This window comes from Rhodococcus sp. 14-2483-1-1 (genome assembly GCF_002259335.1).
Taxonomy (GTDB): domain Bacteria; phylum Actinomycetota; class Actinomycetes; order Mycobacteriales; family Mycobacteriaceae; genus Rhodococcoides.
On sequence record NZ_NPFX01000021.1, the window covers coordinates 107936 to 127509 of the forward strand.

17 protein-coding genes are annotated in these 19574 nt (G+C 64.3%); 13 read left to right on the forward strand and 4 right to left on the reverse strand.

Translation table 11 applies throughout. The annotated features are described in order from the left end of the window. The first annotated feature begins 26 nt into the window (after nt 1-26). Complete coding sequence (locus tag CH294_RS19040; RefSeq protein WP_037151078.1) at nt 27-2090, forward strand: cytochrome c oxidase assembly protein; 2064 nt, start codon at nt 27-29, stop codon at nt 2088-2090. Nucleotides 2091-2100: 10 nt separating this feature from the next. On the opposite strand, the gene CH294_RS19045 is transcribed toward CH294_RS19040, so the two are convergent. After that, entirely contained in the window at nt 2101-2526 is a 426-nt protein-coding gene (locus CH294_RS19045; RefSeq protein WP_032402367.1) for a MarR family transcriptional regulator, read from the reverse strand. 98 nt (nt 2527-2624) lie between these two features. On the opposite strand from CH294_RS19045, the gene CH294_RS19050 reads away from it, so the two are divergent. The 8 genes from CH294_RS19050 to CH294_RS19085 all read left to right on the forward strand — a co-directional run bounded on the left by CH294_RS19050 (nt 2625) and on the right by CH294_RS19085 (nt 14135). Then, on the forward strand, nt 2625-4421 hold the full coding sequence (locus tag CH294_RS19050) for an ABC transporter ATP-binding protein (RefSeq protein WP_094610058.1): 1797 nt from the start codon (nt 2625-2627) through the stop codon (nt 4419-4421). 10 nt (nt 4422-4431) lie between these two features. Next, nucleotides 4432-5064 carry a YigZ family protein gene (locus CH294_RS19055; protein ID WP_170944788.1) on the forward strand — a complete coding sequence of 211 codons (633 nt, stop codon included), beginning with the start codon at nt 4432-4434 and terminating at the stop codon, nt 5062-5064. A 169-nt stretch (nt 5065-5233) separates the two neighbouring features. After that, on the forward strand, nt 5234-5719 hold the full coding sequence (locus tag CH294_RS19060) for a single-stranded DNA-binding protein (protein WP_032402368.1): 486 nt from the start codon (nt 5234-5236) through the stop codon (nt 5717-5719). A 126-nt stretch (nt 5720-5845) separates the two neighbouring features. Next, nucleotides 5846-7525: an energy-dependent translational throttle protein EttA gene (ettA, locus tag CH294_RS19065; protein WP_032402531.1), complete on the forward strand. Its 1680-nt coding sequence runs from the start codon at nt 5846-5848 to the stop codon at nt 7523-7525. Between the two features lies 1 nt (nt 7526). Next, nucleotides 7527-7952 carry an acyl-CoA thioesterase gene (locus CH294_RS19070; protein ID WP_032402369.1) on the forward strand — a complete coding sequence of 142 codons (426 nt, stop codon included), beginning with the start codon at nt 7527-7529 and terminating at the stop codon, nt 7950-7952. 126 nt (nt 7953-8078) lie between these two features. Beyond that, nucleotides 8079-12932 carry an NAD-glutamate dehydrogenase gene (locus tag CH294_RS19075; protein WP_094738836.1) on the forward strand — a complete coding sequence of 1618 codons (4854 nt, stop codon included), beginning with the start codon at nt 8079-8081 and terminating at the stop codon, nt 12930-12932. A 56-nt stretch (nt 12933-12988) separates the two neighbouring features. After that, entirely contained in the window at nt 12989-13453 is a 465-nt protein-coding gene (locus tag CH294_RS19080) for a thioesterase family protein (protein WP_052058437.1), read from the forward strand. After that, nucleotides 13446-14135 (forward strand): hypothetical protein, encoded by a 690-nt coding sequence (locus tag CH294_RS19085; RefSeq protein WP_094738837.1) that lies wholly within the window; start codon nt 13446-13448, stop codon nt 14133-14135. The genes CH294_RS19080 and CH294_RS19085 overlap by 8 nt, the downstream gene beginning before the upstream one ends. Here CH294_RS19085 and CH294_RS19090 read toward each other — a convergent pair. After that, the gene (locus tag CH294_RS19090; protein ID WP_094610060.1) at nt 14132-15715 is read right to left on the reverse strand and encodes a glycoside hydrolase family 13 protein; all 1584 of its coding nucleotides are present in this window, start codon (nt 15713-15715) and stop codon (nt 14132-14134) included. The two genes, CH294_RS19085 and CH294_RS19090, sit on opposite strands and share 4 nt — an antisense overlap. Nucleotides 15716-15926: 211 nt before the next feature. Here CH294_RS19090 and CH294_RS19095 point away from each other — a divergent pair, with 211 nt between their 5' ends. Beyond that, on the forward strand, nt 15927-16391 hold the full coding sequence (locus CH294_RS19095; RefSeq protein WP_032402373.1) for a cupin domain-containing protein: 465 nt from the start codon (nt 15927-15929) through the stop codon (nt 16389-16391). A gap of 12 nt (nt 16392-16403) precedes the next feature. On the opposite strand, the gene CH294_RS19100 is transcribed toward CH294_RS19095, so the two are convergent. Together CH294_RS19100 and CH294_RS19105 are read right to left on the reverse strand one after the other, a co-directional pair. Beyond that, nucleotides 16404-16799, reverse strand: coding sequence for a globin (locus CH294_RS19100; protein WP_032402374.1), 396 nt, complete (start codon nt 16797-16799; stop codon nt 16404-16406). A 63-nt stretch (nt 16800-16862) separates the two neighbouring features. Further along, nucleotides 16863-17822, reverse strand: a complete 960-nt coding sequence (locus CH294_RS19105) for a mechanosensitive ion channel family protein (protein ID WP_094738969.1) — start codon at nt 17820-17822, stop codon at nt 16863-16865. A gap of 231 nt (nt 17823-18053) precedes the next feature. Here CH294_RS19105 and CH294_RS19110 point away from each other — a divergent pair, with 231 nt between their 5' ends. The 3 genes from CH294_RS19110 (at nt 18054) to CH294_RS19120 (ending at nt 19513) form a co-directional block, all read left to right on the forward strand. Next, nucleotides 18054-18716 carry an HNH endonuclease gene (locus CH294_RS19110; protein WP_170944789.1) on the forward strand — a complete coding sequence of 221 codons (663 nt, stop codon included), beginning with the start codon at nt 18054-18056 and terminating at the stop codon, nt 18714-18716. 82 nt (nt 18717-18798) lie between these two features. After that, the gene (locus CH294_RS19115; protein WP_032379229.1) at nt 18799-19050 is read left to right on the forward strand and encodes a hypothetical protein; all 252 of its coding nucleotides are present in this window, start codon (nt 18799-18801) and stop codon (nt 19048-19050) included. Then, nucleotides 19037-19513, forward strand: a complete 477-nt coding sequence (locus CH294_RS19120; RefSeq protein ID WP_032402376.1) for a DUF5130 family protein — start codon at nt 19037-19039, stop codon at nt 19511-19513. The genes CH294_RS19115 and CH294_RS19120 overlap by 14 nt, the downstream gene beginning before the upstream one ends. Nucleotides 19514-19574: the final 61 nt, after the last annotated feature.

Sequence of the window (19574 nt, forward strand, 5' to 3'; positions counted from 1 at the left end):
TCCCGATCACCTCCTACTCTGGTGGTATGGCAACACCGGATCTCGAGAAGACCGAACCCTCGACCGCTGAACTCTCGGCGGACGATGTGCGGACCGACGGGGAACCGCGTTCGGCCACCACAACGGTGTTCGTCACTGCCGGCGTGATCGCCGGTGTGGTGGCCGCCCTCATCGTGATGCTCTCCGCGTCCGACGCATTGGTGTTGCTCGGAATCCCGGACCCGGGCCCGGCCACCACCTACGGTCTGCCTGCTCTGCGGGCGATCGGCGAGATCGCGGCCGTCATCGCCATCGGGTCCTTCCTGCTGGCAGCGTTTCTGGTGCCGCCGCAGAAGAACGGCGTCCTCGATGTCGACGGCTACCGGGCGGTGCGCACCGGCTCGGTCGCATCCATCGTCTGGGCTGTGTGCTCGCTTCTCCTCGTGCCCCTGACGTTGTCCGACACCTCCGGTCAGCCGTTCACGGAGGCCATCAAGCCGGCGAACCTGTGGATCGCGCTCGATCAGGTGGAGATTGCCAGTGCGTGGCGTTGGACGGCGATCATGGCCGTGGTGCTGGCGATCTTCTCGCGCACGGTGTTGCGGTGGTCCTGGACCCCCGCGCTGCTCGGGTTCTCCCTCGCGACGCTGCTCCCGATCGCGTTGAGCGGCCACTCGTCGGCGGGCGGGTCGCACGATGTCGCGACCAACAGCCTGATCCTGCACCTGGGTGCTGCATCACTGTGGGCAGGCGGGCTGTTCGCGTTGCTGGCGCACGTACGCAGGGGAGGCGCGCACTCCGACGTCGCGGCGCGCCGGTTCTCCACCATCGCCGGCATCTGCTTCGTCGTCATGGGTATCAGCGGGGTCATCAATGCGCTGGTTCGGGTCTCGATCGCCGACCTGTTCACCACCACCTACGGCTTGTTGATCGTGGGGAAGATCGTCGCGTTGATCGTGCTCGGCGGATTCGGGTGGATGCAGCGTCGGCGGGCGCTGCCCGCACTGGTTGCCGACCCCACTGCACGCGGACCGCTGCTTCGCTTCGCCGGGGCCGAGGTGCTCGTTCTCGCCGCGACCATCGGCCTGGCCGTCGGGCTCGGGCGCACACCTCCGCCGGCCGAGATCGATCCCAACCTCACACCCGCGGAGGCGGCACTCGGATACGACCTGAGCGGACCGCCCACGTTCGCACGGATGGCCTTCGACTGGCGCTTCGACCTGATCTTCGGCACCGCCGCAATCGTGATGGCCGTGGTGTACCTGATCGGCGTTCGTCGTCTGCGGCTGCGCGGAGACGCGTGGCCGGTGGGACGAACCGTCGCCTGGATTCTCGGCTGCCTCACGTTGCTGATCAGCACGTCCTCGGGAATCGGTCGCTACTCCACCGCGGTGTTCAGCGTGCACATGACCGGACACATGATGCTCTCGATGCTGGCACCTGTCCTCCTCGCGCTCGGCGGGGCACTGACGTTGGCGTTGCGAGTCCTGCCCGCAGCAGGCAAGGACGGTGTCCCCGGAATGCGCGAGTGGTTGCTGCTCGGCCTGCACAGTCGCATTTCGCAGTTCGTGACTCACCCACTCGTGGCGGCGTTGATCTTCGTCGGCGGCTTCTACGTGCTGTACCTCGGCGGGATATTCGGAGCCGTGCTGGACAGTCACGGCGCGCACCTGCTGATGAATCTGCACTTCGTACTCAGCGGCTACCTGTTCTACTGGACGGTCATCGGCGTCGATCCGTCGCCGCGCAAGATCGCGCCGGTCACGAAGCTGGCGGTCGTGTTCGGATCACTGCCGTTCCACGCGTTCTTCGGGGTGGCCCTGATGAGCATGAACACCGTCATGGGTGCCTGGTTCTATCGGACCCTCGGACTGGATTGGAACTCCGACCTGCTCGGAGATCAGAAGCTCGGCGGCGGGATCGCCTGGGCAACCGGCGAAGTTCCGCTGGTGCTTGTCATGTTGGCGCTGCTGATCCAGTGGTCTCGGAGCGATGACAGAGATGCCAGGCGCGGCGACCGCGCCGCCGAGCGGGATCACGACGCCGAATTGGCGGCCCACAATGCGATGTTCGCCGAGCTCGCCCGACGAGATCAGACGGGCGGACGCTGACCGAACGGGGTCAGTCGCTCTCGGCAATTTTGCCGAGTAGTCGATTCAGCTCGACGCGTTCGGCCGACTCGAGGCCGTCGAACATCTCGGACGACACCTGACGACGTGCGTCGTCGATCCGGTCCAGCAGTGCGCGACCGGTATCGGTCAGCGTCACCAGCACGGCCCGCCGATCACTCGGATCCGGCTGCCGCATCACCAGCTGCGCCGCTTCGAGCGAGTCGACGATGTCGGTGGCCGATCGCGCCACGATGCGGAGGTGTTCGGCGAGATCGCGCAGACGCATCGATTCCGGCTCGCGGGCCAGGACGTGCAGAGCCCGGCTCTGTGAGGGATTGAGTCCGAACGGTTCGAGCGCACTCATATGGCTGCGCCGGATGCGCCGGGCGACAGCCATGAAACTTTCGCTCAGATTGGTCGAATGTCCGGGATCCATGGAACGGATCATAGCGAGGGTTGCTCGCAACCTCATAGTGAGGTAACCTCTGCATATTGCTTCAGTGACCCTGCTCGTCAACTTCCCCGGAGGTCTACTTGGAAAGCCGACCCGAACGTTCTCTTCCCGCATCCGATCCAGCACCCGTCAGTCGAGTCCTGGCTCTGTTCACGCCCTATCGGCGCAAGATCGCCATCGTCAGTGCGATCATCGTGGCCAGTGCGATCATCGCGCTCGCCTCTCCCTTACTCCTTCGCGAACTCCTCGATCATGCGATCCCCGACCGTGACGTCACTCTCGTCACTCTCATCGCGCTCGGCATGATCGCAGTTGCAGTCGCCACCAACACCCTCGGCGTCGTACAGACCTGGATGTCCAACGGCGTCGGCCAGCAACTCATGCACGACCTCCGCGTACAGGTCTACTCGCACCTGCAGCGGCAGTCCCTCGGATTCTTCGCTCGCACGCGCACCGGTGAGGTGCAATCGCGTATCGCCAACGACATCGGCGGTATGCAATCGGTCGTCACCAACACCGCGACGTCCATCGCTCAGAACGCGACCACCGTCGTCGCGACGGTGATCGCACTCTTCCTGCTCGACTGGAAGCTCGCGACCTTTTCGTTGATCATCCTGCCCGTTTTCGTTCGGGTCGCCCGCCGCATCGGCGACGAGCGTCGCAAAATTTCGACAAAGCGGCAGAAGCTGCTCAGCGACCTCTCGGTGCAGATCGAGGAATCCCTCTCTGTCAGCGGCATTCTGCTGGGTAAGACCACGGGTTCCGCACAGGTGCTGACCCAGAAGTTCGCCGATCGATCCCACGAAGTGGCCGGCGTCGAGCTCGCAGCGATGATGGCAGGAAAGTGGCGGATGGCCACCATCCAGATCAGCTTCGCAGTCATGCCTGCCCTGGTGTACTGGTTCGCCGGCATCACCATCGGCCAGGGGAGCGCGTTGACGATCGGAACTCTGGTCGCCTTCACCGCTCTGCAAACTCAATTGTTCCGGCCCACCATGCAATTGCTCAACACCGGAGTCGAGGTGCAGGCCTCGCTCGCCCTGTTCGGGCGGGTGTTCGAGTACCTCGATCTGCCGATCGACGTAGCCGAGCCGGCGCATCCGGTGGCGCTGCCCCGTGAGGCCGTGCACGGCGACGTCGCCTTCAGCGGCGTCGATTTCACCTATGCCGCGGCGACAGCTCCGACCTTGAGCGACATCGACCTCGAGGTCCCGGCCGGAAGCACTCTCGCCCTGGTCGGTGCCACCGGATCGGGCAAGACGACACTGGGCTATCTCGTTGCGCGACTGCATGATCCGACGTCCGGATCGGTGACCATCGACGGCATCGATCTGCGGGAGATGGCGTCGGAGAACATCGCCGACCTGGTCGGCGTCGTCTCACAGGAGACATACCTGTTCCACGCCACCATCAGGGAGAATCTGCGGTTCGCCAAACCCGATGCCTCCGACGAGGAGATTTTCGCGGCCGCCCGAACGGCGCAGATCCACGATTTCATCGATGGACTCGACGACGGCTACGACACGATGGTCGGTGAGCGCGGATACCGGTTCTCGGGTGGCGAGAAGCAGCGGATCGCGATCGCGCGCACCGTCTTGCGGAACCCGCCGATTCTGGTGCTCGACGAAGCGACCAGTGCCCTCGACAACCGCACCGAACGTGCAGTGCAAACAGCTCTCGACGGTCTGATGGACGGTCGAACGACCATCCTCATCGCACATCGACTGTCGACGGTGCGTTCCGCGGATCGCATCGCAGTACTCGATCACGGGGTCGTGCGTGAAGTCGGAAGCCACGAGTCCCTGTTGGAGCAGGGCGGCATGTACGCCCAATTGGTTCGAGCCGCAGACGATGTCGTGGACAGTGTGGCTGCATGAGTGAGACCGGGTGATCCCGCTGCGGACCATCGCGGGGCGCGTCGAGTGCGAGATCGAGATCAAGAAATCTCGCTTCGTCGCGGTCGTAGATCGTGCGGCCACCGAAGCAGACGCGCGAGTGCTGATCGAACGCGCCCGCAAGGCCGATCCTGCTGCTGGGCATCACTGTTCGGCGTTCGTTGTCGACGCGTCGTCCACCGATCAACGCATCGAGCGGTCCAACGACGACGGTGAACCCGGTGGCACGGCAGGGATGCCGATGCTCGAGGTGCTGCGTGGACACCACCTGACGAACGTCGTCGCAGTGGTCAGCAGATATTTCGGTGGAACCAAGCTCGGCACCGGTGGTCTGGCCCGCGCCTATTCCGGCGCGGTGACCGAGGCGCTGATCGGCGCGGCATTTCTCATCCGGGAGCGACGCGAGATACTGACCCTCGAACTCGATCACGCCGAGGTCGGTCGAGTCGAATCGGAACTTCGCGGGCACGGAGTGCTCGTGGTGGGGACTTCCTATGCAGCCCGCGCGGTCCTGACCGTCGCGGCCGCGGACGCCGATTCGGTTGCGACACTTGTTGCTTCGCTCACTGCTGGACGCGTGGCCCCGGTACGCAGCGGGCACATGTACGTAGAAATTCCGGACTAGCACAGCACACCGACATTCTGGGGTCCGACGAGCCCCGATCCGGGCCGTTCATCCACAGGGCACGCGTCTGTCCACATTTTGCGAACACGTTCACCACGGACGTCCTGCGCGTAGCAGTCTCGAATTCGATCGCAATCACGCGATACTCCAATCGAGAGGGCAGAGAACCATGTACGAAGCACAATGCGCCGTGGTCGGCACAGTCATCACCAACCCCGTCAAGCGGTCGACACCCACCGGCGACGAAGTCCTCAGCTTTCGGATGGCCAGCAACGCTCGGCGTCAGGACCGCAACACGGGTGAATGGACCGACGGCGGAACCCTCTACCTGACGGTCACGTGCTGGCGCCGTCTGGTGCGCGGAGTCGGAGCCTCACTGATGAAGGGCGATCCGATCATCGCCTACGGACAGTTGCGAACCAACGAATACACCAATCGGGACGGAGTCGAGCGCGCCGATCTCGAGATGAGCGCCAGCGCGGTCGGACCGGACCTCGCGCGGTGCAACGTCTCGATCCATCGGACCAAAGCAGTGGTGCCCGAGGCGGCGACGGACGGAGATCCGGGAGCGGCGGAACCCCTCGACCGCGATGGGGAGTCGATGGCGGACCGCGAATCGATCGACGAGGACGTTCGAGAGTCGGTACCTGCCTGAACGACTGCCGGCATCCGCCGTCCACGCTGCAACGGAAGCTGCGATCGAGTGTGGACGACGGATGCGGGCTCGGCACGTTCTCGGGCGATGGTGTTCGGACGCGCTCGCACCGATAAGCTGGGCCTCATGGCTGAATTCATTTACACCATGAAGAAGGTGCGCAAGGCGCACGGCGACAAAGTCATCCTCGACGACGTGACGATGAGCTTCTATCCGGGAGCGAAGATCGGCGTCGTCGGCCCCAACGGCGCCGGTAAGTCCAGCATCCTCAAGATCATGGCGGGAATCGATCAGCCCGGAAACGGTGAGGCGTTCCTCGCTCCCGGTGCATCGGTCGGCATCCTCATGCAGGAGCCGGTTCTCGACGACACCAAGACCGTTCGCGAGAACGTCGAGGACGGTCTCGGCGAAACGATGGTCCAGCTCAAGCGCTACAACGAGATCGCCGAGCTGATGGCCACCGACTACTCCGACGAACTGATGGAGGAGATGGGCGAGCTGCAGGAGAAGCTCGACCACGCCGATGCCTGGGAGATCGACTCTCAGCTCGAACAGGCGATGGACGCGCTCCGCTGCCCGCCGCCCGAGTCTCCCGTCACCAACCTCTCCGGTGGCGAGAAGCGCCGTGTGGCGCTGTGCAAGTTGCTCCTGAGCAAGCCCGACCTGCTGCTGCTCGACGAGCCGACCAACCACCTCGACGCCGAAAGCGTGCTGTGGCTCGAGCAGCACTTGGCCGCCTACGCCGGGGCCATTCTCGCCGTGACCCACGATCGGTACTTCCTCGATCACGTCGCGCAGTGGATCGCCGAGGTCGACCGCGGCCACCTGTACCCGTACGAGGGCAACTACTCCACCTACTTGGAGAAGAAGGCCGAGCGTCTCGAGGTTTCGGGCAAGAAGGACCAGAAGCTGCAGAAGAGGCTCAAGGACGAACTGGCCTGGGTTCGCTCCGGTGCCAAGGCTCGTCAAGCCAAGAGCAAGTCTCGTCTGGCTCGCTACGACGAGATGGTGGCCGAGGCGGAGAAGACCAGGAAGCTCGACTTCGACGAGATCCAGATACCGAACCCGCCGCGCCTGGGCGACGTCGTGGTCGAGGTCAAGAGCCTCGACAAGGGCTTCGACGGCCGCGTGCTGATCAAGGATCTGTCGTTCACGTTGCCCCGCAACGGCATCGTCGGCGTCATCGGCCCCAACGGTGTCGGTAAGACGACGCTGTTCAAGACCATCGTCGGGCTCGAGGAGCCGGACGGCGGCGAGGTGAAGATCGGGCAGACCGTCAAGCTCAGCTACGTCGACCAGAACCGCTCGGGCATCGACTCGAAGAAGACGGTCTGGGAAACGGTCTCCGACGGACTGGACTTCATCACCGTCGGCAGCTCCGAGTTTCCGTCACGCGCGTACATCAGCTCGTTCGGATTCAAGGGCCACGATCAGCAGAAGCCTGCCGGAGTGCTCTCCGGTGGTGAGCGGAACCGTCTGAACCTGGCGATGACGCTCAAGCAGGGCGGCAACCTGATCCTGCTCGACGAGCCGACCAACGACCTCGACGTCGAAACGCTCGGATCGCTCGAGAACGCGCTCGAGGAATTCCCCGGTTGCGCCGTGGTCATCTCGCACGATCGCTGGTTCCTCGACCGCACCTGCACGCACATCCTGGCGTGGGAAGGTGGCTTCGGCGACAACGAGGCAGCGTGGTACTGGTACGAGGGCAACTTCGAGGGCTACGAGGCCAACAAGGTCGAGCGTCTCGGGCCCGACGCGGCGCGTCCGCATCGCGTCACACACCGAAAGCTGACCAGGGACTGACATGTCGGGAAAGACCTTCACCTGCACTCTTCAGGTGCGGTGGGGAGATTCCGATCGCCTCGGCCACGTCAACAACACCAGGTTCGTCGAATACCTCCAGGAAGGCCGCGTTCAGTTCCTGAACGCGGTCTTGGGAGGTTCGGGGCCGCGGGGCGCAGCGGTGGTTCGTAAGCTCACCACCGATTTTCTGCATCCGATACTCGACGACTCGGGACCGTTGACGATCGAACTGTGGGTCACTCGGATCGGGAACACCTCGTACGGCGTCGAGCATGTGGTCACCGACCGCGATGGAACGGTCTGCGCGAGGGCGGAGGCGCTGATGGTCGCCTTCGATCTCGCAACCTCCTCGTCTCGTGCTCTGAGCGAGGACGAGCGACGTCTCCTCACGGAGTATCTCGTCGCCGGAATCGAGTCCCCGGAATAGTTCGCCGCGCTGGGTCTGCAAGGTCACTGCGGTAATCGAGTCTTCGACACTAAGGTCGAGGAGTCATCGACGACCGGCGATCGGCGGGCGTCGGGAAAAATCCTCACGAGGGAGTACTCGAACACCATGCCGCGCTCGCTGGACCTGACCGACAACGCCTGGGCCGACGGGCTCGACGACCGACTTCTGAGCGAGCTGGAGAAGCTGCGCGCCGAGTACTTCGAGCACGTGGACACCACCGCCGTCGGGGCGTCTGCACACGCGCCCGACATCACGTCGTTCCGCCGGCACGTCCGGCTCGCGGCCCAGCGTCGGCCGGAGACTGCGAACGTGGCCGTTCACCGACCGAGTGAGTCGGGTTCGGCAGCGCAGCAGGCCGCCGGAAGCTATCTGCAGATCGTCACGGACGACATGCCGCTCCTCGTCGAATCGATCATTTCGCTTCTTGCCCGTCTCGGCATCGAGTACACCGACGTTGTCCACCCGATTCTGTCGGTCGCCCGCGAGGCCGACGGCGTGCTGACGGGCCTGAGCTCGAGCGGATCGCACGAGTCCTGGATCCACGTTCAGCTCCATCCCTCCACCTCCGAAGATGCGGTTGCCCGGCTCGAGTCGGAGGCGAGCCGCGTACTCGCCGACGTTCGACAGGTCGTCGGCGACACCGATCGAATGCGTCGAGTACAGGCAGAGGTCGCCGATCGCCTGGACGAGGTTGCTCAGCGGGCCGACGCTGCGGATTCCGACGCTTCCGATACCGGCAGTGCCGTGGAACATCGCGACGCAGCAGCGTTGCTGCGCTGGCTCGGCGACGGCCACTACACGCTGCTCGGCTACCGGCGGTACCGCATCGATCAGGTCGACGGCGACCGGACAGCGACCGGCGACGAGTCGAGCAGCCTCGGGGTCCTACGCGACTCGGTGCACCACGTGGACGGCCCCGAACATGTGGGACAGCGCGATCTGGTGACGTTGACCCAAGGAGCAAGCCCGGCCACGGTGCATCGTGCCGTCTACCCCTACTTCGTGAGTGTTCTCGACGACGACGATTCCGCCGAACATCGCTTTGTCGGCGTCTTCACCGTGACTGCGCTGCACGAGAACGTACTCGATATTCCGGTCATCGAGCGGCGGGTGCGCTCGGTGATCTCCCGCGCAGGCCACGATCTCGGATCGTTCTCGGGTCAGGCCATGCTCGAAGTGCTGCAATCGATGCCGCGCTCGGAACTGTTCGCCACCACGGCGTCGTGGCTGTTCGAGACGGCGAGTGCCGTGCTTGCGCTCGGCCGTCGGCGAAAGGTCAAGCTGTTCGTCCGGCCCGACGCCAGCGGCTCGTTCGTCTCCGCCCTGGTGTATCTGCCGCGAGATCGGTACACCACCCGTGTCCGCCTGGCCATCCAGGATCGATTGCTCCGCGAACTCGGCGGAACTTCGCTCGATTACACGGCGCGCGTTACGGAATCGGATCTGGCACTGTTGCACGTCACCGTGCGTCGGGCACCCGGGACTGCGGCGACCGAACTGTCGGCCGAGGACATCACCCGGATCGAGACGGCTCTCACCGAGACCACCAGAACCTGGGAAGATTCGCTCGGCGACGCCGTCTCCCTCGACCGTACGGTCGATCCACTGCGGATTCAGCGGTACACCGACGCGTTCCCGGAGGCCTACAAGCAGGACTTCAGTCCGGCAAGAGCCGTGACCGACATTGCTCGCCTCGAAGCGCTCGGCGACGAGTCGATCGACATGCAGCTCTATCGCAACGAGCAGTCCGCAGTGGGCAGCTGGCGTTTCTCGCTGTACATCGGCGGCGCGGGCGTCTCGTTGTCTCAGGTGTTGCCCATTCTGCAGAGCCTCGGTGTCGAGGTGGACGACGAACGGCCGTACCCGGTGGTGCGACCGGACGGAATGTCCTGCTGGATCTACGATTTCGGGCTGTCGGCCTCGCGAGAGATGCTGCGCTCTGCGATCGACGGCGACATCGATGCAGAGCTGTCCGAGGCGGGTACCGCCGATCGTGAGAGCCGGGTTCAGCACCGCTTCACCGATGCATTCGCAGCGGTGTGGAGCGGTCAGGCCGAGGCGGACCGGTTCAACGAACTGGTGATGCGTGCCGGCCTGCACTGGCGGCAGGCAGTGGTGTTGCGTGCGTACGCGAAGTACTTGCGCCAGGCCGGTTTCCCCTACAGTCAGTTCAACATCGAAGGTGTACTGCTGACGCATCCGCGCACGGCGCGGCTGCTCGTCGGTCTGTTCGAGGCGCAGTTCGACCCCGAGGTGAGCTCGGAGGAGAACGCGCAGGCGATCGGCACCCAGCTGGGGGAGCTGATCGACCAGGTCGTCAGCCTCGACGCCGACCGCATTCTGCGCAGCATGTTCGAGCTGATCCGCGCGACACTACGCACCAACTATTTCGTGATGGGAGCCGACGGCGGCCGTCGTCAGTACCTCTCGCTCAAGTTCGACCCGCAGTCGATCGCCGAATTGCCCAAGCCGAAACCGAAATTCGAGATCTTCGTCTACTCGCCCCGCGTCGAGGGAGTGCACCTACGGTTCGGTGCCGTGGCCCGCGGCGGCCTGCGCTGGTCGGATCGACGTGAGGACTTCCGCACGGAGATTCTCGGGCTGGCGAAAGCGCAGATGGTCAAGAACGCCGTCATCGTCCCGGTCGGTGCCAAGGGCGGATTCGTCGTCAAACGTCCGCCGGTGGTCACCGGTGATGCCGATCGAGATCGCCAGGCATACGCCGAGGAAGGCAAGGCCTGCTATCGGTTGTTCATCGCCGGGCTGCTCGACATCACCGACAATCTCGATCGTGCAACAGGTTCGGTGTCGGTACCCGAGGGCGTTGTGCGCCGAGACGGAGACGACACCTACCTCGTCGTCGCCGCAGACAAGGGCACCGCGACGTTCTCCGACATGGCCAACGACGTTGCCGCGCAATACGGCTTCTGGCTCGGCGACGCCTTTGCCTCCGGTGGGTCGGCGGGCTACGACCACAAGGCCATGGGTATCACGGCCAAGGGCGCGTGGGAAAGCGTCAAGCGGCACTTCCGTGAGCTCGGAATCGACACGCAGAGTCAGGATTTCACCGTCGTCGGTGTCGGTGACATGAGTGGGGACGTGTTCGGTAACGGCATGCTGTTGAGCCGACACATTCGCCTGCTCGCCGCCTTCGATCATCGGCACATCTTTCTCGATCCCAACCCGGAGCGGGAGTCGTCGTTCGCCGAGCGAGAGCGTCTCTTCGCGCTGCCGAGGTCGTCGTGGGCGGACTACGACACCTCGCTGATCAGCGAGGGCGGCGGAGTGTGGGAGCGGACGCGCAAGTCGGTTCCCATCAGCGCGGCAGCACGTACGGCGCTCGGGCTGGGGGACTCGGTCGAGTCGTTGTCTCCGCCGGAATTGGTGAACGCAATCCTGAAGGCTCCCGCCGATCTGCTGTGGAACGGCGGAATCGGCACCTACATCAAGGCATCCACCGAGACCAACGCCGAGGTGGGCGACAAGGCCAACGACGCGGTTCGCGTCGACGGGAGCGATGTACGAGCGGCCGTCGTGGGGGAGGGTGGCAACCTCGGTGCCACCGCACTGGGGCGTATCGAATACGCCGCAGCCGGCGGCAAGATCAACACCGACGCCGTCGACAACTCCGCGGGCGTCGACTGCTCCGACCACGAGGTCAACATCAAGATCCTGCTGGAGACAGCCATCACCAACGGGAACCTGGCACGTGAGGACAGGGACGAGTTGCTCGCGTCCATGACCGACGAGGTGGGTCGACTGGTGTTGTGGGACAACATCATGCAGAACGAGCTGCTCGGCACGTCCAGGTTCGATGCGCCCAGTCTCGTCACCGTGCACAGTCGAGTGATCGAGGATCTGGAAGTACGTCGGGGACTCGACCGTGAGCTCGAGGCCCTGCCGACCGAGGCTGATCTACGACGACGAAAGCAGGACGGTCGAGGACTGACGTCGCCGGAACTCGCCACCTTGATGGCGCATGTGAAACTGGCGTTGGAAGCGGAGCTGCTCGACAGCGAGCTCCCCGACAGCGACGTCTTCGCTCCGCGCTTGCCCAAGTACTTCCCCGAACCACTGCGGGAGCCGTACGCCGAGGCGATCAAGGCGCATCCGCTCCGGCGTCAGCTGGTGGCGACGACACTGGCGAACGAGGCCATCGATTGCGGCGGAATCACGTTCCCCTACAGGCTGACCGAGGATTCCGGTGCGGCGGGCACCGACGCCATTCGGGCGTTCGCCGCCGCCACCGAGATTTTCGGACTCGACGAGGTGTGGAATTCCATCCGTGCCGCGGATGTGCCGACCGCAGTCTCGGCCGAATTGCTGCTCGAATCGCGTCGCATGCTCGACCGTGTGTCGCGCTGGCTGCTCGCCAACCGCCCACAGCCTCTGGCTGTCGGAGCGGAGATCAGTCGGTACGCCGGTCAGGTTCGGGCCCTGCAACCGTCGGTGTCCACGTGGATCTCCGGGCACCAGGCCAGTGATCTGGACGTGCGGTCGGCAGCCGCGATCGAACGAGGTGCACCGGCCGGGCTGGCCAGGCGCATCTACGGCCTGCTCGACGTGTACTGCCTACTCGACATCATCGATATCGCGGACATCGTCGATCGAGACGGAGCCGAGGTAGCCGAGCTCTACTTCGCTCTCGATGCGCACATCGGAATCGACTGGCTGCTGTCGGCCGTCTCCAAACTGGCCCGCGGAGATCGTTGGCACTCGTTGGCGCGCTTGGCTCTTCGCGACGACCTGTATTCCTCGCTGAGAGGAATCACGCAGGCGGTGCTGGCTGGCGGGGAACCGGACGAGTCGGTGGCAGAAAAGATCGCGGAATGGGAATCGACCAATTCCTCCCGCCTGGCGAGGTCGCGTGCTGCGTTGACCGAGATCGCCGAGTCGGGAACCCTGGACTTGGCAACGCTGTCGGTTGCCGCCCGCCAGGTCCGCAACATGATGCCCTGACCCGAATCCGGAGCAAGGGAATCCGCGACACTCGACCGAGAAGAGGAAACGACCACGTGAGTGTGCCCGACGACCATTTGTCCGACAAACGACCTGCAACCGAGCGAGTGGGCTTTCATGCCGCCGTGGACGTGCGGTGGTCGGATATGGATGTCTACCAACACATCAACCATGCCCGGATGGTGACGCTTCTCGAAGAGGCGCGCATCCCATGGCTGTTGGTGGACGGCAGGCCGACGGCAAATCTGCGCCACGGAGCAGTGATCGCGGATCTGCACGTGAAGTATCGAGGCCAGCTTCGGCACGAGGACGGTCCACTGGATGTCTTCATGTGGATCGATGCGGTCCGTGCAGTGGACTTCGTCGTGGGATACGAGGTGCGGGCGCGGGGTGCATCGCTCGATACTCCGGCGGCCGTGGTGGCCTCGACGCAGATCGCAGCCTTCGATATCGATGCACAGCGGCTGCGCCGGCTCACCCCGGAAGAGCGTGCGTTTCTGGTGAGCTGGCAGCGTGTATGAGCGCGTACTGACCGTTCCCGAAGCGGTCGATCGAGAGAATCTGGCGACGTTCTGCACCAAGGCATTGCGATTGGACGAGGCGGCGGTGATCCGTATGCGAACGCGTGCGGGCGGGGCCGTGTCCTGTTGGGCGATCACCGGATTCGATGCCCTGGCGGCGCGGGTCGTCACCGGTACCGTGGTGCCCGACGATACGTGCGCGGGTGCCGACGTGTTGGCTGCCGCGCTGCCGCACGCGGACGACGGCGTGGTGGACCCGGGATTCTCGATGGACTCCGCATGGCGTGGAGCACTGCCCCCGGACGGCGGATTCGAGCATCTCGACGATGTGCCTGCCCGGGTACTGGTCGGGCTTGCGCAACGCGGCGCGGCACTGGCGAAGGAGCACGGTAGCAGCCATGGCCCGCCGAGTTCGCTGCTCGAACAGGAGGTGCTGCACGTGGCCGGCGACGTCGACGAAGTGTCGATCTCGATGCGCACCGTATTTGCCTTGACGGCAATGGGATTCGTGCCCCACAGTGGCAGTGACCCCATGACGATCGACGTCGATCCGGATCGGATCGCCGCCGACGAGGTGGTGCGGGTGCGCATATCACCGGTGTGGTTACGTCTCGACGCCCGCTACGGTTCGGTGTACGTTCGCCGCGCCGGCCACCAGCTGTCGCTGACGGTGGAGCGCTAGACGAGCCAGGCTGCGGCGTTCGCGTCGAGTCGGCCGTTCACCAGTGGGGCACTGGCAAGCAGTAACTCGCCAGGGGGCAGGGGGATCGGTTCGTCGGATGCGTTCAGGGCGCAGATGAGTCCTCCGCGTCGACGGAACGCCAGGCAGCCGGGGGGCGCCCCGTACCAATCGATTCCGGCACCGGTGAATTCCGGACGCAGAGCTCGGAGCTCGAAGGCCGTGCGGTACAGGCTCAGCATGGAATCGACGTCTTCGAGTTGCGCCTCGGCGGTGTGTCCGTCCCACTCCCCGGGCATCGGTAGCCAGGTGCGGTCGGTGGAAGAGAACCCGAACGGGGGTTCGTGTCCTTCCCAGGGCATCGGCACCCGGCAGCCGTCGCGTCCCCGTTCGGCGTGCCCGGAGCGCTCCCACACCGGGTCCTGGAGCGCGCTGTCGGGCAGTTGCACGTTGGGCAGCCCGAGTTCGGCACCGTTGTAGACGAAGATCGTTCCGGGAAGAGCTAATTCGACCAGAATCATGGCGCGGGCGCGGGTGCGGCCGACGTCCCCGCCGCCGTACCTGGTGACCTCACGTTCGACGTCGTGGTTGGACAGCGTCCACGTCGGAGTGCCGTCGACGAGCTCGACGGCGGCGAGTGAGTTGGAGATGGCGTCACGGATGGTCTCGGCGTCGAAATCGACACTGGCCAAACGGAAATTGAACCCCAGGTGCAGCTCGTCCGGCCTGATGTACTCGGAGAACCGAACATTGTCCTGTACCCAGATCTCGCCGACGGTGACCGTTCCGGGAAACTCGTCCATGACCGTTCTGATGCGCCGGTGGAGGTCGTGGACGCGGGGATTGTTGAACCGAGGATCGTCGTCGTCGTTCTTCATGAGCGCGTTGAGTTCGAGACTCATGTCGGCCAGGTCTGCTGGCTTGGCCATGCCGTGCGCCACGTCGAGTCGGAATCCGTCCACGCCGCGGTTGAGCCAGAACCTCAATGTGCGCGCGAAATCCTCGAACACTTCGGGGTTGTCCCAGTTCAGATCCGGTTGCTCGGGCGCGAAGATGTGCAGGTACCACTGCCCGGGGGTGCCGTCGGGTTCGGTGATGCGGGTCCACGCCGGGCCGCCGAAGATGCTCGGCCAGTTGTTCGGCGGTTGTGAACCGTCGTCACCGCGGCCGTCGCGAAAGATGTAGCGGGCACGCTCGGCGCTTCCGCGTGGTGCCGTCAGAGCCGACCGGAACCACGGGTGCTCGACGCTGGTGTGGTTGGGCACCAGGTCCATCGTGACCTTGATGTCGCGAGCATGCGCCTCGTCGACCAGTGCATCGAAGATCTCGAGATTTCCGAACAGTGGGTCGATGTCGCGGGGATCGGACACGTCGTATCCGTGATCGGCCATCGGTGATCGGGTGATGGGGCCGATCCAGACGGCGTCGATCCCCAGCAATTCGAGGTAGCCGAGCTTGTCCCGAATACCGTCGAGGTCACCGACCCCGTCGCCGTTGGAGTCCGCGAAAGACCGGGGATAGATCTGGTAGAAGACGGCGTCCTGCCACCACAACAACTCGGAGCTCTCGATCGGATCGGTCACAAGTGGCAATAGTGCCAAACGACCGGCCGCGTAACGATTCAGGGGCGCTGGGGTCGATCGGACCGATCATTCCCGGTCAACGTCGAGTAAAGCTTTGTGCTCATTCACATGACCGACATGTGCCTGTTGCTTTGGAAAGTGTTGTATGTTCTGCATCGGAAACCAGTAGCGGCTTCAAGCCGCGCCCGACGGTGAGGACGCGACCCACGCCATGACTACGTCGACCATCGAAGCAGTACGGCTCGGAGACATCGCGCTCGACGACAGTCCCATCGAGCCGACGTGGATTCTCGAAGGGAACCCGCACGCACGCGTCGCCGAGTGGTCGAAGAGCATCGACGGCACAACGACCACCAATGTCTGGGACTGCACGGCCGGCCGGTTCCGCTGGTTCTTCGCAGTCGACGAGATCGTGCACATCATGGACGGTTCGGTGACTGTCTCGAGTGACGATCACGCACCGCGCACCCTGGTCGCAGGAGACGCGGCACTCTTTCGTGCGGGCACCTGGACCGAATGGCACGTGGAGAACTACGTGCGCAAGCACGCCATCCTCCGCCAACACCTGCCCCGGCCGGTGAGCTTCGCGCTCAAGCTTGCCGGTGCCCTGCGGAGCAGAGTCAGCAAGCGCAGAACGTCCAGGGGCACCAGTCCGCAGCGCGTCGGGTCGCTGTGACCACCCGCCTTCTCAGATAGCCGAGTTCACCATCGAATTCGCGGCCATGTCCATGTAATCGGTGAGCTGCGCACGGTGTGCAGCGTCCAACACCGACGGGTCGATGGACGCGATCGCGATGTGCATGCATCGAAGCCACGCATCTCGTTCGATCGGCCCGATTCGAAACGGGTTGTGCCGCATCCGCAATCGAGGATGGCCACGTTCGTCCGAGTAGGTCCGCGGACCACCCCAGTACTGTTCGAGGAACATTCGCATCCGCCGTTCGGCCGGTCCGAGATCCTCCTCGGGATACAGCGGGCGAACGATCTCGTCCTTGGCGACTTCTTCGTAGAACTTCGCCGTGAGTAACCGAAACGTCTCGGCACCGCCGACCGCGTCGTAGAACGTCTGCTGCGGTTCGGTCATCACACTCTCTTGTTTCTCGTCGTTTCTGCGGGCTCTCGATCGGCGTCCACCGCTCATTGTCCCTCAGGAGCCGGAGTCGGCCGCGACCCCACCCGGACGCCCCAATGCATACGGCGCTTTGATGTCGGCGTCGTCGAAGGCCTCGAGGATGTCCTGATGAAGGCGGCGCTGGACGGCCCACTGGCGTCCGGGGCGCGTTTTGATCGTGATGCGGATGGTGACGGTGTCTGCGCTGACCGCGTTGACTCCGAGCATCTCGGGCGGTTCGAGGATGTCGTTCTCGAAGTCGCCGGACTTCACCAACGACGCAGTGGTGCGTTCGGCCACCTCGCAGGCGTGCTCGATGTTCGCCGTGTGCGAGATGGGGAGATCGAGAACGGCGACCGCGAAGCCCTGGCTCATGTTCCCCACGCGCAGCACCTCGCCGTTGCGGCAGTACCACACCGTGCCGTTGATATCTCTGATCGTGGTGACCCGCAGACCCACGCTCTCGACGGTGCCGGTGGCCTCACCGAGGTCGACGACGTCGCCTACTCCGTACTGATCCTCGAGCAGCATGAAGATTCCGGACAGGAAGTCTCGCACCAGGTTCTGGGCACCGAAACCGAGTGCGACACCGACGATGCCCGCAGACGCGATGAACGGTGCCACGTTGACGCCGACGACGTCGAGAACCGAGAGCACGAACCAGGTGAGAATCATGACCGAGACGGCCGACTTGAGCACCGAGCCGATCGTGCTGGCCCGTTGTTTGCGACGCTCGTTGAGGATTGCACCCTTGACGGTGCCGGACGAGCGGTCGCGAAGCGGTCGCAGCAGGATCGGCGATTTTCCGCTGCTGTTGTCGGTGAAACGGTTGATCATCCGGTGCAGACACAGGCGCAGCACTATGGCGAGGACCAGATAACCGAGGACCTGCAGCGGCCGATCGACCAGCCAGTCGCGTCCGGTATCCGTCAGCTCGAAGGCTCGGGTGTCGAGCTCCCGCAGAAGCGACGGCTCGGAAAGGGGTGATGCGGACAGAAGGGTTGATACAGACACCCGAAAAGTCTACGGAGACCCAGAATTCTCGCCAGTCATGCAGCGCATGGCGGCGTCGTTCGGCCGTGCCGAGCGTGAGGATGCGAAATGTTCACCGATCGGCAACAGGAAATGCGGAGAAAAAGCCTGTGCGCGGGCGGTGCATTCGTGTTCCACTGTGAATCGTGTTCCACGCAAGCCATGCGCGGGCGCCGACTGCTTCTGGAGTAACGCATGAAGAACTCTCAACATCGCCATCGACAACTCCCGCCCACTGAGGGCCGCAGCGCGCACGACCAGCGTGAGACGGCCTCGGGGGCTTCTCCGCTGCGCGTGGTGCCGACGGCCCACGATGCCACGGGCGACGACGCCGTACCGGCGTGGGTCAAGCGCCGTGTGCTGCTCCTCAACGCCACATTCGAACCACTGACCGCGCTTCCGATGCGCCGGGCGGTGGTTCTTCTCGTTTGTGGGAAGGCCGACGTGGTGCACGACGATCCGGAAGGACCGTTCATTCGATCGGCCGGGTTCTCGGTGCAGGTGCCGTCGGTGATCAGGTTGCGGACCTTCGTTCGCGTTCCGTATCGGGCCCGTGTGCCCATGACACGCGCCGCGCTGATGCATCGCGACCGCTTTCGGTGCGCGTACTGCGGGAGCAAGGCCGAGACTGTCGACCATGTGGTGCCGCGAAGCCGCGGAGGCGGTCACTCGTGGGAGAACTGCGTCGCGTGTTGCGCGTCGTGCAATCACCGCAAGGCCGACAAACTCCTCAGTGAGATCGGGTGGACGTTGCGCGCGCAGCTGGTGCCTCCGAAGGGTCCGCACTGGCGTCTGTTGGCGACGACGAAGGAGTTGGACCCCAGTTGGCTGGCGTATCTCGGCGAGGGTGCGGCCTGACGGTCGACCTGTGTGACCATTTTGGTCACAACACCGGCCCCGACGTGGTCCGACGCGCAATTGTCGACTAACGTCACACCCTGTGAGCATTTTTGAGACCACGCTGATTTTCGGGGTGATTCCGGTTGCGGTGATCGGACTCATCGGCGCGTTGTCCTACCTGACCGACAAGCAGCCCGGTATGGATGTTCCTCCCTACCGACTGACGGACGAGTGGACACGCGAGCCATTGCTGTGGAGCGCAACGGACGAGGTGACTCCCTTCGGAGGCCACGGATCGCACGATGCCGACGCAGCCGACTCGATCGGAGGTGCTGCAAGTGGCAAGTGGTGAACTCGTCCGCAGCGACATCAAGGAAGAAGACCTGCCGTTCGGGGCTGCTGTGACGGCGAGTGGTCGCGTCTCGGCTGCTCACGAGTTCGGAACGGTCAATCCCGAGCACCTGCCTTTTGCGACGCAGGAACTGGTGGCCCTCGACGACGCGCTGACCGAGGCGACTCGGCAGACCAAGATTCGGTTCAACATCTACATCGGTGATCTCGGAGACGATCCGGCCGCTGGTGTCGAATCGGTGTTTCCGGGCACGCCCGACGCTGTTCGATCGATTCTGATCGCCGTCGACCCCAATCGGCACGCCCTGGAGATTCGCAGCGGTAAGCGCGTCTCGAACCGAGCGACCGACCGCGTTGCGCAGTTGGGTGTGACGGCTGCGCTCGGGCCGTTCCGCGACGGCAACCTGATCGACGGTCTCGTCGCTTCCGTGCGGGTGATGGCTGCGTCCATCCTCAGTCCCTAGCGGTCACCACCTGAGCGCGCTTTCACGACCAGGGCCGGTTGTTCCACCTCGCGGTGGAGCA

Coding starts and splice junctions, on each gene's coding strand:
- CH294_RS19040 (WP_037151078.1), top strand. CDS start 27: ATGGCAACACCGGATCTCGAGAAGACCGAACCCTCGACCGCTGAACTC.
- CH294_RS19045 (WP_032402367.1), bottom strand. CDS start 2,526: ATGGATCCCGGACATTCGACCAATCTGAGCGAAAGTTTCATGGCTGTC.
- CH294_RS19060 (WP_032402368.1), top strand. CDS start 5,234: ATGTACGAAGCACAATGCGCCGTGGTCGGCACAGTCATCACCAACCCC.
- ettA (WP_032402531.1), top strand. CDS start 5,846: ATGGCTGAATTCATTTACACCATGAAGAAGGTGCGCAAGGCGCACGGC.
- CH294_RS19070 (WP_032402369.1), top strand. CDS start 7,527: ATGTCGGGAAAGACCTTCACCTGCACTCTTCAGGTGCGGTGGGGAGAT.
- CH294_RS19075 (WP_094738836.1), top strand. CDS start 8,079: ATGCCGCGCTCGCTGGACCTGACCGACAACGCCTGGGCCGACGGGCTC.
- CH294_RS19095 (WP_032402373.1), top strand. CDS start 15,927: ATGACTACGTCGACCATCGAAGCAGTACGGCTCGGAGACATCGCGCTC.
- CH294_RS19100 (WP_032402374.1), bottom strand. CDS start 16,799: ATGACCGAACCGCAGCAGACGTTCTACGACGCGGTCGGCGGTGCCGAG.
- CH294_RS19110 (WP_170944789.1), top strand. CDS start 18,054: ATGAAGAACTCTCAACATCGCCATCGACAACTCCCGCCCACTGAGGGC.